The organism is Bacillus sp. FSL K6-1145 (assembly GCF_038003425.1).
GTDB classification, from domain to species: Bacteria; Bacillota; Bacilli; order Bacillales; family Bacillaceae; genus Bacillus; species Bacillus pumilus.
Map to the genome: position 1 here is coordinate 722,530 of NZ_JBBOPC010000001.1, position 15,736 is coordinate 738,265.

Genomic DNA, 15,736 nt, shown 5'->3' on the forward strand with positions numbered 1-15,736 from the left:
TACAAAAGTGAATAAAAGTAAAAATTTTCTGAAAATAAAAGGTGGTCTGCATGACTATTTTCTTTATCTGTTGGATCACTATGATGCTTCGAGAGAAAAGGGCTCTTGCTGCGCCTGTGTAAAGTTGCTTTAGAACAGTAAAATTTGATATGATAAAGTGTATATGACTTATGATCATGACCACGAACACGTATCATTTTTGGAGGTGAACCTGCATGTCTAGAATTTCAATAGAAGAAGTAAAGCACGTGGCGCATTTGGCACGGCTTGCAATTACAGAAGAAGAAGCTGAAATGTTTACTGAACAGCTTGATAGCATCATTTCATTTGCAGAGCAGTTAAACGAGGTAGATACGGAAAACGTTGAACCAACAACACACGTATTAAAAATGAAAAACGTCATGAGAGAAGATGTTCCGAATAAAGGTCTTTCCATTGAGGCAGTCATCAAAAACGCGCCTGATCATAAAGACGGCTATATTCGTGTGCCATCAATTTTGGACTAAAGGAGGCCTGAGGCATGTCACTGTTTGATCACAAAATTTCTGAATTAAAAGAGCTTTTACATAAAAAGGAACTGTCTGTTTCTGATTTAGTGGACGAGTCTTATAAACGAATCAATGAAGTAGACGGGAAAGTACAAGCATTCCTTGCACTGGACGAAGAGAAAGCTCGTGCGTATGCAAAGGAATTGGACGAGGCAGTTGGTGAAAAGGACGAGCTTGGTCTATTGTTCGGTATGCCAATCGGTGTGAAAGATAACATCGTCACAAAGGATTTACGTACAACAGCATCTAGTAAAATCCTGCAAAACTTTGATCCTATTTATGATGCAACGGTTGTCAATCGTTTAAGAGATGCGGAAGCAGTCACAATCGGTAAATTAAATATGGACGAATTTGCAATGGGATCTTCTACAGAGAACTCAGGCTACAAAGCAACGAAAAACCCTTGGAATTTAAACACTGTTCCAGGTGGATCAAGTGGTGGCTCAGCAGCTTCTGTTGCAGCAGGTGAAGTACCATTCTCACTTGGATCAGATACGGGCGGTTCGATTCGCCAGCCGGCATCATTCTGCGGCGTTGTGGGTCTGAAGCCGACGTATGGCCGTGTATCTAGATACGGCTTAATCGCATTTGCTTCTTCATTAGATCAAATCGGGCCGATTACGCGTAACGTTGAGGACAATGCATACGTTCTTCAAGCGATTGCTGGAGTCGATCAAATGGACGCAACGAGTGCAAATGTCGACGTCCCAGATTTTCTTTCTCCATTAACTGGAGACATCAAAGGCATGAAAATTGCAGTGCCAAAAGAATACCTTGGAGAAGGTGTTGGCGAGGAAGCAAAAGAGTCTGTTCTTCAAGCGTTAAAAGTATTAGAAGGACTTGGTGCCACATGGGAAGAAGTGTCTCTTCCGCATTCTAAATATGCGCTTGCGACTTACTACTTACTGTCTTCTTCAGAAGCATCTGCAAACCTTGCGCGTTTTGACGGCATCCGCTATGGCTACCGTACAGATAATGCAGAAAACCTGATTGATTTATACAAAAATACTCGTTCTGAAGGCTTTGGAAACGAAGTGAAACGCCGCATCATGCTTGGCACATTCGCTCTTAGCTCAGGATATTATGATGCATACTATAAAAAGGCGCAAAAAGTCCGTACATTGATCAAAAAAGACTTCGAAGATGTTTTTGAAAAGTATGATGTCATTGTAGGGCCAACAACGCCAACTCCTGCATTTAACATTGGTGAAAAGACAAGCGATCCACTGACGATGTACGCGAACGATATTTTAACGATCCCTGTGAACCTTGCAGGCGTTCCAGGAATCAGTGTGCCTTGTGGATTTGCAAACGGTCTTCCGTTAGGACTGCAAATCATTGGTAAGCACTTTGATGAAGGAACGGTTTACCGCGTGGCTCACGCTTTCGAGCAAGCAACAGATCATCATAAAGCAAAACCTGAACTGTAAGGGGTGAATCAGAATGAACTTTGAAACGGTAATTGGACTTGAAGTCCACGTTGAGCTAAAAACACAATCAAAAATTTTCTCCAGCTCGCCGACACCTTTTGGTGCAGCTGCCAACACGCAAACAAGTGTCATCGACCTTGGATATCCTGGCGTACTGCCTGTATTGAACAAAGAAGCGGTGAACTTTGCAATGAAAGCAGCAATGGCGCTAAACTGCGAGATCGCAACAGATACAAAATTTGACCGTAAAAACTACTTCTATCCTGATAACCCAAAGGCGTATCAAATTTCTCAATTTGATAAACCGATCGGTGAAAACGGCTGGATTGAAATTGAAGTAGAAGGAAAAACGAAACGAATCGGTATTACGCGTCTCCATTTGGAAGAGGATGCAGGTAAACTGACACACACAGGCGACGGATATTCACTTGTTGACTTCAACCGTCAAGGCACACCGCTTGTTGAAATCGTATCTGAGCCAGACATTCGCACACCAGAAGAAGCGTATGCGTACTTAGAAAAACTAAAATCTATTATTCAATATACAGGCGTATCTGACTGTAAGATGGAAGAAGGCTCACTTCGCTGTGATGCCAATATTTCACTTCGTCCGATTGGCCGTGAAGAGTTTGGAACGAAAACAGAGCTCAAGAACTTGAACTCATTTGCTTTCGTACAAAAAGGTCTTGAATTCGAAGAGAAACGCCAAGAGCAAGTATTGCTTTCTGGCGGCTTGATCGAACAAGAAACTCGCCGCTATGACGAAGCGTCTAAAAAGACGATCCTCATGCGTGTCAAAGAGGGCTCAGATGATTACCGTTACTTCCCAGAACCAGATTTGGTGGAGCTGTACATTGATGATGAGTGGAAAGAACGCGTAAGAGCATCGATTCCAGAGCTTCCAGACGAGCGCCGCAAACGCTACATCGATGAGCTTGGGCTTCCTGCATATGATGCGATGGTGCTGACGCTGACAAAAGAAATGTCTGATTTCTTTGAAGCAACCATTTCAGAAGGTGCAGAAGCGAAGCAAGCTTCAAACTGGTTGATGGGAGAAGTATCTGCCTACTTAAATTCAGCTCAAAAAGAGCTGGAAGATACAAAGCTAACGCCGCAAGGCCTGGCTGGCATGATCAATCTCATCGAAAAAGGAACGATTTCTTCTAAGATTGCCAAAAAGGTATTCAAAGAGCTGATTGAAAATGGGGGAGACGCAGAAACAATCGTCAAAGAAAAAGGACTTGTCCAAATTTCTGACGAAGGTGCCCTGCTCAAACTTGTCACAGAAGCACTTGATAACAACCCGCAATCCATCGAAGACTTTAAAAACGGAAAAGATCGCGCGATTGGTTTCTTAGTCGGACAAATCATGAAAGCATCGAAGGGACAAGCAAACCCGCCGATGGTCAACAAGATTCTCCTAGAAGAAATCAAAAAACGCTAATGAACAATAGCAAAAACCGCCTCATGAGAAGAGGCGGTTTTTTTTGCTTGAACTGACAGGGTCTTATAATAGATTCAGACCACCGCCGTATATTAATTCGGAGATTCTTTTCTTATAATGAAGTATAAGCGAAAGTGCACATTCGAAGGGGGATAAAGGTGAACGAACCGGAAAAACAGCACGTAAAGTTATGAAAGAAACAGCTTCAATTGTTCGACTACTCTTATGACAGCAGGGTCCTCACACTTTTCTAAATTCGTCAGCATCCCTTGAATGACTGGCTTACGAGGCTCAGCTTTCGCCAGTTCTTCTTCAATGACTTCAATGGATACAAGGGTATCATCAGAAAGCAAATGCTCAAGCTTTAACAAACGAAGCTCCTCTTCTAGGGATGCAGCGCTCGGCGCTTCATCGTCCCAAATGGTTGGCTTTAAGATCGGTTTCGTCTGAGAACGAAGCATACCTTGAACCAAATCATCTAATCGTTCGAGTATAAAGGAAGAGAGCTCATCAAATGATAATTGCATCTGATCTTGTAAAAGCAGCACCTGCACATACGATTGGATGATTCCTTGAATCATGACTGACAGGTCAGTTATAAATGGTTCGATCTCCTGTCCATAAGTGGTCAAGATGGAAATTTGAATTTCATCATTCATTTGCTTTTTCACAGTTTTTGAATACTTTTTAATTTGCTGGTTTTCTGGAATAATGTTCTCGCTGAGGATCAAAATGATAAAATCCTTGTTCTCAGCAAAATGCTGAAACTGTTCAGCGATTTGCTTCTGGAAGATCTCTCTCGGTGCGAGATGCTGATTCTCTTTTCGAATCGTTTCAATAGTTTGCATAGAAGTGTCGATATAATATTCAAACGCTCGGTTGAAAAGCTGTTCTTTTGATTTGAAATGCAAATAAAACGCGCCTTTCGATATTCCGCACTCATCTGCTATTTCCTGAATGGTCGTAGAAGAAAAACCCTTTTTCGCAAACAACTGGATGCTTGCTTTAATGATTTTTTCTTTTTTTTCGTTCATGAAATAAGGCCCCTTCAGCTTTAGAATGTTACGTCAAACGCAAGAGAAATGGTTGACGGCATTGTATATCACCGTTTATTATGATATAGAATGACCAGTCAGTCAATACATAAAGGAAAATGGAGGACATAATGAATTCGATCATCAATTTTGTATTAAAGAATAAGTTCGCTGTATGGCTCATGACAATTATCGTAACAGTTGCTGGTCTATATGCTGGATTGAATATGAAACAAGAATCAATCCCGAATATCAACACTCCAGTCATTACGGTTTCTACAACGTATCCTGGCGCAACGCCGGACGAAGTATCAGATAAGGTGACCGATCCAATTGAGAAGTCTATTCAAAACCTAAACGGAGTCAATGTGGTCACATCCAATTCTTTTGAAAATGCTTCATCGATTCAAGTCGAGTACGATTATAACAAAGACATGGATGAAGCAAAAAAGGAAATTGAAGATGCGGTTAACAACATCAATTTTCCGGAAAATGCAGAAAAACCAAAAATCGCACGCTTTAGTATCAATGCGGTTCCAATATTAGCACTCAGTGTATCTGGTGATAAAGAATCATTAGAAAACCTGACGAAAAAAGTGGAAGGTGACCTTGTCCCTTCACTTGAAGGATTAGACGGTGTATCTTCCGTCGAAGCTTCTGGACAGCAAATCAAAGAAGTAGAATTTTCGTTTAAACAAAAAAAATTGAAAGAATACGGTTTAGATGAAGAAACCGTCCAAAACATGATCAAAGGCTCTGATGTGAATGTGCCATTAGGTTTATACACATTTGGCAACAAACAAAAATCAGTTGTCGTGGACGGCAATATTTTAAGCGTCAAAGATTTGAAAAACATGCGAATTCCTGTCACACCAAGTGCAAGCAGTGGAGCTGGAGCACCATCTAGCGGCGCTGAAAACCCAGGTGCGCAAGGTGCGGAGCAGCAGGCTGGAAATGCAAGTCAGCAGCAAGCAGCAGCCCAGCAGCAACCTAGTGGAAGTGCAGCGAGCGGTCAATCTGTAGAGCTGCCGACAATTAAGCTTTCTGAGATTGCGGATATTAAAGTCGTCAAGAATGCAGAATCGATCTCTAGAACAAATGGAAAAGACAGTATCGGTCTGCAAATTGTCAAAGGCTCTGATGCCAACACAGTAAGTGTAGCAGAAGCAGTCACAAAAGAACTTGAGAAGTTTAAGAAAGATAACAAAGGAATCAAAGTAAGTACCACATATGATCAAGCAGAACCGATTAAAGAGTCCGTTAGCACAATGCTGAATAAGGCTATCATCGGAGCGATTTTTGCGATCATTATCATTATGTTGTTCCTTCGAGATATCAAATCAACCTTAATTTCGGTCATCTCCATTCCGTTATCTCTGTTGATTGCTGTTTTAATATTAAATCAGCTGGATATCACACTAAATATCATGACACTTGGTGCCATGACCGTCGCCATTGGGCGTGTTGTTGATGACTCCATTGTTGTCATAGAAAACATATATCGACGAATGGCATTAAAGGATGAGCCATTAAAAGGAAAAGAACTCGTTAAAGAAGCCACAAAAGAAATGTTTATTCCAATCATGTCTTCGACGATCGTCACAATTGCGGTCTTCTTACCGCTAGCACTTGTGGGTGGAATGATTGGTGAACTATTCATCCCATTTGCATTAACGATTGTGTTTGCTTTAATGGCTTCACTCCTTGTCGCCATTACGATTGTTCCAATGATGGCACACAGTCTATTTAAAAAGAACCTGTACGGCACAGCGAAAAAGGTAAAAGAACATAAACCAAGCAAGCTTGCTGGCGGTTATAGACGTGTACTCAATTGGACATTGAACCACAAATGGATCACATCAGGAATTGCCATTCTTATGCTTGTCGGAAGCTTATTCTTAGCACCACTTGTCGGTGTCAGCTTCTTACCACAGGAAGCAGAGAAGACGGCGATGGTGACTTATACACCTGAACCTGGACAAACGAGAGAACAAGCTATCGATGAAACGAAAAAAGCAGAAGAATATTTGATCAAACGTGACCATGTCAATACTGTTCAATATTCACTAGGCTCTTCAAATGCCCTGACAGCAAGTGTAGGCGGCAATTCTAACGGTGCGTTATTCTTCGTACAATATGATGAAGACACACCAAACTTTGATAAAGAAAAAGATAAAGTGGTCAAAGCCCTGCAAGACAAAACGTCTAAAGGGGAATGGAAATCACAAGACTTCTCATCTGCTGGCGCAAGCAATACAGTAACGTACTATGTCTACGGTGACAAAGTAAGCGATATTGAAGGCACAGTAAAAGATGTCGAGAACATCTTAAAAGATGAGAAAAACCTGAAAAATGTCAGCACAAGCTTATCTGAGAAATACGACGAATATACGTTTAATGCAGATCAAGAAAAACTGGCGAAACTGGGTCTAACTGCTTCACAAATCGCTCAAGCGATTGCTCCTCAAAATAGTGAAACAACACTGACGAAAGTAACTGAGGACGGCAAAGAACTTGATGTGAATCTTCAAACGGAAAAAGATGAATATAAGAGCAAAAAAGATTTAGAAAATAAAAAGATCACAACACCAACAGGGCAAGAAGTCCGAATTGGTGATGTCGTAAAAGTAAGAAATGGTACGACAGCGAATACGGTGACAAAACGTGATGGAAAAATCTACGCAGAAGTGTCTGGAGACATGACAACAGATGATGTCTCAAGTGTGACACAGGATGTTCAGAAAAAAGTCGACAAGCTTGATCTGAAATCTGGCGTAACGATTGACACAGGCGGCGTAAGTGCGGATATTGAGGAATCCTTTACACAGCTTGGGCTCGCAATGCTCGCAGCGATTGCCATTGTGTATCTCGTTCTCGTCATCACATTTGGCGGAGGTCTTGCACCATTTGCAATTCTCTTCTCGCTTCCATTTACAATTATTGGCGCGCTCGTTGGATTGTTTTTAGCAAAAGAAACCATCAGCTTAAACGCCATGATTGGATTGCTCATGCTGATCGGAATTGTTGTGACAAACGCGATCGTCTTAATTGACCGAGTCATTCATAAAGAGAAAGAAGGACTCTCAACAAGAGAGGCATTACTGGAAGCTGGTACAATAAGAGTACGTCCAATCTTAATGACGGCACTTGCGACAATTGGGGCACTTCTTCCATTAGCATTAGGATTTGAAGGCGGAAGCCAAATTGTTTCAAAAGGACTTGGCGTCACAGTCATTGGTGGTCTCGCAAGTTCAACATTGTTAACACTGGTTATCGTACCAATCGTATACGAAGTGTTAAGCAAATTTAAACGCAAAAAGAAATACGTAGAAGAAGATTGAGATGGGGCCCCGCTTTGATGGCGGGGCTTTTTTATGTTGAAATCTGACAAACAGCTCTTTTCATAAGCTCTTCAAATGCTTGGAAAAATGCGTCACGATCGACATGATCAATCACTTGAATTGATTTTCCATCTGTATGCTCTTCGGTACGTCCTTGCTTTGGCGTTTCGGTGTAAACGATCGCATTCATTTCCTTTGAACGAGTAAATGATGAGGAAGCAAGAGTGATCGTTGTCAGCACGTCCCATAAGTAGTAAGTCGAGTTGGTTTCGTGATGAATGAGAGGCGGGCAAAAGGCGTAACACTGCCCGATAAAATCAATCCCGATATGAGAACGAAGGGAAGCCCACCGCTGACGAATATCAGGTGTAAGCGGAACTTGATTTGTGCTCTCAAGTGCGACCATTTCAATAGGAAAGCGTTCCTGAAAAACAGTGCTGACAGCATAAGGGTCCCAAAATGCATTCCATTCTGCTGTCCCATCATGCTCGGGTTCCTCAACATTGCCTTTTTCAAGAAACGTACCGCCCATCCATACCAATTTTTCAATTTTATTAGAGATTGAAGGATCTTCTTCTAAGGCGCGTGCAAGGTCTGTGAGCGGACCTGTAAAGAGCAGCGTGACAGGTTCTGCAGACTTTTTAACAGTTTCGATTAAATGAAGATGTGCTGGAAGCTTGGACACTTTTGTATCAACAGTGCCTTTCTCGTTTAAGATAGGTAAGGCGTCTACATAAAAAGCATGCATGCGCCACTCTTTTGGAAAGGGATTGACGCCTCTAGAATTTGAAGCAGCGACTTCAATTTCATATGGGCTAAATCGATCAATGATTTTTTGAGACGCACTGAGAGCTGGCTCTAAATAACAATCAGCAGGAATCACAGACGTCCCAATCACTTTCAGATGTTCCATTTGAAGGAGAAGAAATAACGAGACGAGGTCATCAACACCGCCATCATGATTAAAATAGACAGGCTTTTTCATCGCAAACCATCCTTTACAGCGTTTTCTTTTATCTTATCAGAATGCTTTCTTGCTGAGGGAAATGTGGCAGGAGATTTCTCATATTAGGTGGTTGTTCTGTTGCCATTTTCAAATCTCATAGTATAATTAAAGGTTGTTAGTGGTGAAAATAGATTGCATAATGAATATAGGATGATGATGAATGAAACGTGCTCGAATTATATACAATCCGACATCTGGGCGTGAACTCTTCAAGAAGAATTTGCCGCAGGTTTTGCAAAAATTTGAACAAGCTGGCTATGAAACATCTTGTCATGCAACGACATGTGCAGGAGATGCGACACAAGCAGCTGAGAATGCCGCACAGAGAGACTTTGATTTAATTGTAGCAGCAGGTGGAGACGGCACGATCAATGAAGTCGTCAACGGACTAGCCCCGCTTGAAAAAAGACCAAAACTAGGAATTATTCCGGTTGGAACAACAAATGACTTCGCAAGAGCACTTGGAATTCCACGAGAAGGTGTTTTAAAAGCAACAGATGCCATTATAGATGGTATAGCGAAGCCGCTTGATATCGGTAAAGTCAATGGCCATTATTTTATTAATATTGCAGGCGGCGGCCGGTTAACAGAGCTCACCTATGAAGTGCCTAGTAAGCTGAAGACAATGCTTGGACAGCTTGCTTATTATTTAAAAGGCATGGAGATGCTTCCTTCGATCCGCCCGACAGAAGTCGAAATTGAATATGACGGCAAATTGTTTCATGGAGAAATCATGCTGTTTCTTGTTTCACTCACAAACTCAGTAGGCGGCTTTGAAAAGCTAGCGCCAGATTCTGTTTTAGATGATGGAATGTTTGACCTGATTATTTTAAAGAAGGTCAATTTAGCAGAAGCCATTCGAGTAGTCAGCCTTGCACTGCGAGGCGAGCATATTCATGATAACAATGTCATCTACACAAAAGCGAATCGCGTGAAGGTAGATGTAAAAGATAAAATGCAATTAAATTTAGATGGCGAATTCGGCGGCATGCTGCCAGGTGAATTTGAAAACCTGTATCGTCATATTGAATTTATAGTGCCAAAAGCAACAGCTGAAAAAATAGGGTAGAGATTGAACTTGGTTCCTTATGGCACCAAGTTTTTCTTTGCAAATGAGGTGATAAAATTGGTGAAAATGAAACCGCCTGTTGAAAAGAATGAATACTACAATGTAACCTTCGAAGACTTAACGCACGAAGGTGCAGGTGTAGCGAAAATTGAAGGATTCCCTGTCTTTGTACCGAATGCACTGCCTGACGAACAAGGGAAAATCAAAGTCACACGTGTCAAAAAAGGATTTGCTTTTGGGCGACTCATGGAGCTGACAAAGGAAAGTCAGCATAGGCAAGATGCGCCATGTCCTATCTATAAGCAGTGCGGCGGCTGTCAAATTCAGCATATGAGCTATGAAGGCCAGCTGCTATTTAAACAGAAACAAGTAAAGGACGTTTTAGAGCGGATCGGCAAGCTTGATATGAGCCGTGTAAAAGTTCATCCTGTACTCGGCATGGAAGACCCTTGGAATTACAGAAACAAAGCACAAGTTCCAATTGGCGAACGCGAAGGCGGACTAGTTGCAGGATTTTATCAGCAGCGTACCCATGAAATCATCGATATGGAAAAATGTTTGATCCAGCAGTCAGAAAATGACGAAGTGGTACAGGCAGTAAAAGACATATGCAATGCGTTTGGTATGAAAGCATATAACGAAGAACGTCATAAAGGCTGGCTACGTCATGTGATGGTTCGCTACGGTATTGCAACGGGTGAAATGATGGTTGTGTTTGTTACTAGAACGGCTGACTTTCCGCAAAAGCAGCAGGTGATTGAGCAGATTATAGCACGCTTCCCACACGTTCGGTCAATTGTGCAAAACGTGAATTCAAAGAAAACAAATGTTATTTTCGGAGACGAAACGACTGTTTTATGGGGAGAAGAATACATTTATGACACGATTGGCGACATCAAATTTGCTATTTCAGCCCGCTCGTTTTATCAAGTGAACCCAGCTCAAACAAAGGTGCTTTATGACAAAGCGCTTGAATATGCCGAGCTGCAAGGAGAAGAAACTGTTATTGATGCGTATTGCGGAATCGGGACGATCTCTTTATTTCTCGCACAAAAAGCAGGCAGAGTATATGGCGTAGAAATTGTGCCAGAAGCAATTGAAGACGCAAAACGCAACGCTGCCTTAAACGAGATCAATAACGTCGAATTCGCAGTCGGCGAAGCAGAAACCGTCATCCCAAACTGGTATAAAGAAGGCATCAAAGCAGACACCCTCGTCGTCGATCCACCAAGAAAAGGCTGTGACGAAGCACTGCTTGATACGATTTTAAAGATGAAGCCAAATCGCGTTGTTTATGTTTCCTGTAATCCTGGGACGCTAGCTCGTGATTTGCGTATTCTTGAAGATGGTGGGTATGTGACGGAGGAAGTGCAGCCAGTGGATATGTTTCCGCATACGAGTCATGTGGAGTGCGTGGCAAGTCTTGTAATCAATCATTAATTGAGATATCCCGATTTCGTGAAAAATATCGATATCGGGATATTCTTATTTTTGCTTCCCCTCCGTTAGAATGAAAAATTCGCTTGAAATGCTATTAAAATAAAACTCTATAGACATATGAATATAGATAGAAAAAGCTATGAAATGAATAAAACCCCTTCTCCATTATTGGATAGGGGGTTCTTCTTCTATATTTTGATTCTTTTGATCAAGCGCAGAGGATATGATATCAAGTCCGATGTATAAAAAGCTAACAAAGAAAGATAAAATCAATACCCCATTTCCCCATATAGAAACTTCAATTATCTTCAAATTTAGTACATATTTAATCGTGAAGTAAATAAGAGCCCACGAAGCAAAAAATTCTAAAATATAAGTTATCCAATTTGGGACCTTCAACAAAAAAGTGATTCCTTTCCCTATAAATAAAACGATAAATGACCAAAAAATCACAATGATGCTAACTAACAACGAGAAGGTAATCATAGAAAAAAATGAATCATAAGTGATGTATTCACCGAAAAGAAAATTTACTCCCAATGAGACTAGGTAAAGCATGGCAGTTGGAAGGACAATAACTAAACTTAGGGAAAAAAATATAAGCAAAATAAGAAGAACGGCAGCAATAGCGCCAGGGGCTTCATCTACAACGTTTTTCTTTCTTAAAAAAGTATAGAGTATGATAGATACTAAAAGGAGTATTAAAAAAGTCAATAAAATCACATAAGAAAAAGACATGAATACCCTCCATAAAAAAGTGCTATTAGAAACTAATAGCACTTATTGTTTATTTAAATAAGATTAATGATGAATTTTGCCAAAGTTTTAGCAACATCTCTAGGGGCACCCATCTTAATAAAAGCATTTGTGAACTGTTTTTCTGTCCACTTTTCCCCTTTATCCATTACTTTTGCGATTTTGGCAGAATGTTTTCTGATCCAAGCAGCAGCTTTTAAGAAAATCACTTTTATCTATGCGATACACAAAAATTGTAACAAAAACCATACTAAGAATGAATTGTATCTTAGTACTGTATTTTATCAGTTTAACAATTTTTTCTGTGTTATTCGCTGCCGGTTGGTCACTTGATAAAATCATTACTTCTAACACTTATCATGTAACAGAAAAGGCAATTACAATTTAAAAAGCCCCTGTATAGGGCTTTTTATTTGAATATCTTTTCATTAGTTTGCCGGATGCTGTTCCTGTTGCCCGTCGCGTGACACGTTTCCCAGAAGTAGCTTTTGAACGGCGTTTACGTCTCCTCAAATTTTTGATATTTTATAAAGTGCTGATAGTATTTTGTTCATTTTATATTCCTTTTGCGTTGAATCCTTACAAAAGTATATAATGATAAAAATTGCTGAAAGACTTTATAGAAGGACATGCCCTTAAAGGGCGCTATGTCATGAGAGGAATTGGATGAAAGATGAGTAAAAATTTCTGGCGTGATTTACCGCGGCCATTTTTTATATTAGCACCAATGGAAGAAGTGACAGATGTTGTGTTTCGTCATGTTGTGAGTGAGGCGGCGAGACCGGATGTGTTTTTCACAGAGTTTACGAACAGTGAGAGCTATTGCCATCCTGATGGGATTCAAAGTGTGAAGGGGCGTTTAACTTTCACAGAGGATGAGCAGCCAATTGTTGCTCATATTTGGGGAGACAAGCCTGAGAACTTTAGACAAATGAGCATTGGAATGGCGGAATTAGGGTTTCAGGGGCTTGATATTAATATGGGCTGTCCTGTCCCGAATGTCACGCAAAACGGGAAGGGCAGTGGATTGATTCTTCGTCCAGACGTTGCGGCAGAACTGATTCAAGCTGCAAAAGCTGGGGGACTGCCTGTCAGTGTGAAAACAAGACTTGGTTTTACAGAGGTCGATGAATGGCGCGATTGGCTCAGACACATTTTGGAGCAAGACATTGTGAACTTATCGATCCACCTTCGTACTAGAAAGGAAATGAGCCAGGTGGATGCGCATTGGGAGCTCATTCCTGAGATTATAAAACTTCGTGATGAAGTAGCACCTGATACGCTTTTGACGATCAATGGTGATATTCCTGATCGTCAAACGGGCTTAAAGCTCGCTGAACAGTATGGAGTGGACGGTGTGATGATTGGGCGCGGGATTTTCCATAACCCATTTGCTTTTGAAAAAGAGCCGAAGGAGCATACGAGTGATGAACTGCTTGGTCTTTTAAGATTACATCTTGATCTTCATGATCAATACTCATCACTAGGCTTGCGTCCATTCAAGGCACTGCACCGTTTCTTTAAGATTTATGTAAAAGGGTTCAGAGGAGCGAGTTTCCTAAGAAATCAATTAATGAATACATCATCAACAGATGAAGTGCGTGCAATGCTGGATGAATTTGAAGCGAGAAATCAAGAACAATCATGACCAACAAGAGGAGGGGGGAACCCTTCTCTTTTTTTATTAAATAGGACTATTAAACTAGTTCGCTTAAATGGTAAAATGAGATAGAAATAACAATTGGAGGTATTTTATTTGAAATCATTTTGGGATACAGACATAGAAAGTGAAGAGACATTTAAGAAAATCAATGAGAAAGGCATTGCAAAAGCGGAAAAGAAGCTAGGCGTCATCCTGCCTGATACATATAAGAAACTTATCCTCGAACAAAATGGTGGGTATACCCTGCATAACGCTTTCCCAACGGACCAGCCGAATGGATGGGCAGAGGATCATGTGTCATTTGATCATTTAAGAGGAATTGCTAAAAATGAAGGCATTATGGATAGTGATTATTTAATAGAAGAATGGGAATTGCCTGAGGGACTTGTGCTCATTTGTGGGGATGGTCATACTTGGATTGCATTGGATTACAGAGAAACAAAGGAGCATCCGCCGATTCATTACTTTGATCTAGAATATGAGACGGATTTCAAATTAGCGGATTCGTTTGATGAATTGCTTGCGGGGCATTATACCGCAGAGGATAGTGAAGAAGATGGGATGTCAGATGAAGAGTGGCAGGCTGAATATGAAAAGCAGAATAAACCATTATCAAAAGAAGAAGTGAAAGATATCTTTTTAACCAAAGACCCTGAGCAGCTTTCAAAAATCGCGAATTTCCAAGTAGAACAAATTGATGATATCAAGTGGATTTTTTCTGAAGTAGAAACATATATGGACACCCTTCAGAACGAAGAAATGTTAACGACTGCTGGCTGGGCAATCAATACGATCTTTATAATGAATGATGAAATGATTAAGCAGCATGCTGATGTTGTCGAGCATGCACGTCGTTTTGCGAAACAATTGAGTCAATCAGAAATAGATGAGATGCATAACATTGCCATTAATATATCAATCGCATTTGAATTTGATTTAGAGGAATAAGTATTTATCATTTTTAAAATAGACCCCCTCACCAAAAAGGGGGTCACCATTTCCTTACTCCGCACTCTCCTCAACCTCACGGCTATCCTCTGTTTCACCTATATAAATAGGGCCGTTTGCGTGGTCGAGTCGGATTGGCCATTCGTATGGAACTTGCAGGCGTCTAGCAATGGCTCTCCAGAATTTTGTTGAATCCAATTCGAATTCTTGGAAGTCTTTTAATAAGTCTTTGTAAGACGAGCCATCAAATTGAATGAACATATCTTGAAGGCGCATGAACGCGACATGTCTCACTTCTAATGCTGCCGCAGCTTCCATTTCTTCTTCTGTTGCTTCTCCAATGATTGTTCCTGCGGGCGGAAGCATGTCGTATACGTTAAATTCCTCTTCTTCTTCGTGTGCTGCATTGTGCTGTTGATCTGACATTTTCTTCACTCCTTCTACTATTCATCATTGCTACACTTCTATTATCGGAAGAAAATGCGAAATGTGGAATGAATTCAGGAAGGAGATGCACGACACTTGCTTTTTCTTCTTGAATATTTTATGATCAATTACAGATATAAAAGGTCTGTAATAGATAGAAAGGGATGTTCCTATGAAATATTCTAAAGCGACCAACTATGCACTGCATACGATGGTGTTTTTAACTCTTGCACCTAAGGGGAAAGCAATAGGCGTTGAGCCTCTCGCCAAGATGCAAGACCTTTCACCCACTTATTTATCCAAAATCTTAACAAAGCTTGTGAAGGCAGGATTGATTGAATCAACACCTGGCGCAAAAGGTGGTTACACCATTCTGAAAAAGAAGGAGGACATTTCGTTTTTAGATGTGATTCAGTCGGTAGAAGGACAAACCAATTTATTTCGTTGTTCCTTAGAACATGATTCTTTCATGCCTCATGATGGCTGTTTGATTGAACAGGTCATGCAGGATGTTGAAACGAAAATGCAGGAAACGCTAAGTCAAAAGCAGTTAGTTGATATCGCAAGTCAAATAGAGCAGACAGAAAAAAATCCATTTTTCAACATGTGATTTTTTTGAACCAATTATAGA

13 protein-coding genes are annotated in these 15,736 nt (G+C 40.8%); 9 read left to right on the forward strand and 4 right to left on the reverse strand.

The window, feature by feature from the left end; genetic code table 11:
* The first annotated feature begins 215 nt into the window (after positions 1–215).
* The 3 genes from gatC to gatB are packed head-to-tail and all read left to right on the forward strand — an operon-like array spanning position 216 to position 3,422.
* On the forward strand, positions 216–506 hold the full coding sequence (gatC, locus tag MHH41_RS03430) for an Asp-tRNA(Asn)/Glu-tRNA(Gln) amidotransferase subunit GatC (RefSeq protein WP_003213898.1): 291 nt from the start codon (positions 216–218) through the stop codon (positions 504–506).
* Between the two features lie 14 nt (positions 507–520).
* Positions 521–1,978 (forward strand): Asp-tRNA(Asn)/Glu-tRNA(Gln) amidotransferase subunit GatA, encoded by a 1,458-nt coding sequence (gene gatA / locus MHH41_RS03435; RefSeq protein WP_251191460.1) that lies wholly within the window; start codon positions 521–523, stop codon positions 1,976–1,978.
* Positions 1,979–1,991: 13 nt separating this feature from the next.
* Positions 1,992–3,422, forward strand: a complete 1,431-nt coding sequence (gene gatB, locus MHH41_RS03440; protein ID WP_003214292.1) for an Asp-tRNA(Asn)/Glu-tRNA(Gln) amidotransferase subunit GatB — start codon at positions 1,992–1,994, stop codon at positions 3,420–3,422.
* Positions 3,423–3,610: 188 nt separating this feature from the next.
* Here gatB and MHH41_RS03445 read toward each other — a convergent pair whose 3' ends face one another.
* Complete coding sequence (locus tag MHH41_RS03445) at positions 3,611–4,456, reverse strand: TetR/AcrR family transcriptional regulator (RefSeq protein ID WP_003214065.1); 846 nt, start codon at positions 4,454–4,456, stop codon at positions 3,611–3,613.
* 131 nt (positions 4,457–4,587) lie between these two features.
* Here MHH41_RS03445 and MHH41_RS03450 point away from each other — a divergent pair, with 131 nt between their 5' ends.
* Positions 4,588–7,797 (forward strand): efflux RND transporter permease subunit, encoded by a 3,210-nt coding sequence (locus tag MHH41_RS03450; RefSeq protein WP_003213881.1) that lies wholly within the window; start codon positions 4,588–4,590, stop codon positions 7,795–7,797.
* 31 nt (positions 7,798–7,828) lie between these two features.
* Here the strand turns inward: MHH41_RS03450 and MHH41_RS03455 are convergent, their stop codons facing one another.
* On the reverse strand, positions 7,829–8,782 hold the full coding sequence (locus tag MHH41_RS03455; protein ID WP_340865690.1) for a nucleoside hydrolase: 954 nt from the start codon (positions 8,780–8,782) through the stop codon (positions 7,829–7,831).
* Between the two features lie 181 nt (positions 8,783–8,963).
* Here MHH41_RS03455 and MHH41_RS03460 point away from each other — a divergent pair, with 181 nt between their 5' ends.
* Positions 8,964–9,872 (forward strand): diacylglycerol kinase, encoded by a 909-nt coding sequence (locus MHH41_RS03460; protein WP_050945745.1) that lies wholly within the window; start codon positions 8,964–8,966, stop codon positions 9,870–9,872.
* A 60-nt stretch (positions 9,873–9,932) separates the two neighbouring features.
* Positions 9,933–11,312: a 23S rRNA (uracil(1939)-C(5))-methyltransferase RlmD gene (gene rlmD / locus MHH41_RS03465; protein WP_340865691.1), complete on the forward strand. Its 1,380-nt coding sequence runs from the start codon at positions 9,933–9,935 to the stop codon at positions 11,310–11,312.
* 165 nt (positions 11,313–11,477) lie between these two features.
* Here rlmD and MHH41_RS03470 read toward each other — a convergent pair whose 3' ends face one another.
* Positions 11,478–12,050 carry a hypothetical protein gene (locus MHH41_RS03470; RefSeq protein ID WP_340865692.1) on the reverse strand — a complete coding sequence of 191 codons (573 nt, stop codon included), beginning with the start codon at positions 12,048–12,050 and terminating at the stop codon, positions 11,478–11,480.
* A 691-nt stretch (positions 12,051–12,741) separates the two neighbouring features.
* Between MHH41_RS03470 and MHH41_RS03475 the strand changes: the two genes are divergently transcribed.
* A complete protein-coding gene (locus MHH41_RS03475) occupies positions 12,742–13,716 on the forward strand; it encodes a tRNA dihydrouridine synthase (protein WP_050945748.1) in 975 nt (324 codons plus the stop codon).
* 108 nt (positions 13,717–13,824) lie between these two features.
* Positions 13,825–14,679 carry an SMI1/KNR4 family protein gene (locus tag MHH41_RS03480; RefSeq protein WP_340865693.1) on the forward strand — a complete coding sequence of 285 codons (855 nt, stop codon included), beginning with the start codon at positions 13,825–13,827 and terminating at the stop codon, positions 14,677–14,679.
* Between the two features lie 54 nt (positions 14,680–14,733).
* Here MHH41_RS03480 and MHH41_RS03485 read toward each other — a convergent pair whose 3' ends face one another.
* Complete coding sequence (locus MHH41_RS03485; protein WP_003214092.1) at positions 14,734–15,105, reverse strand: hypothetical protein; 372 nt, start codon at positions 15,103–15,105, stop codon at positions 14,734–14,736.
* Between the two features lie 172 nt (positions 15,106–15,277).
* On the opposite strand from MHH41_RS03485, the gene MHH41_RS03490 reads away from it, so the two are divergent.
* On the forward strand, positions 15,278–15,715 hold the full coding sequence (locus MHH41_RS03490; protein ID WP_340865694.1) for an Rrf2 family transcriptional regulator: 438 nt from the start codon (positions 15,278–15,280) through the stop codon (positions 15,713–15,715).
* The last annotated feature ends 21 nt before the right edge of the window (positions 15,716–15,736 follow it).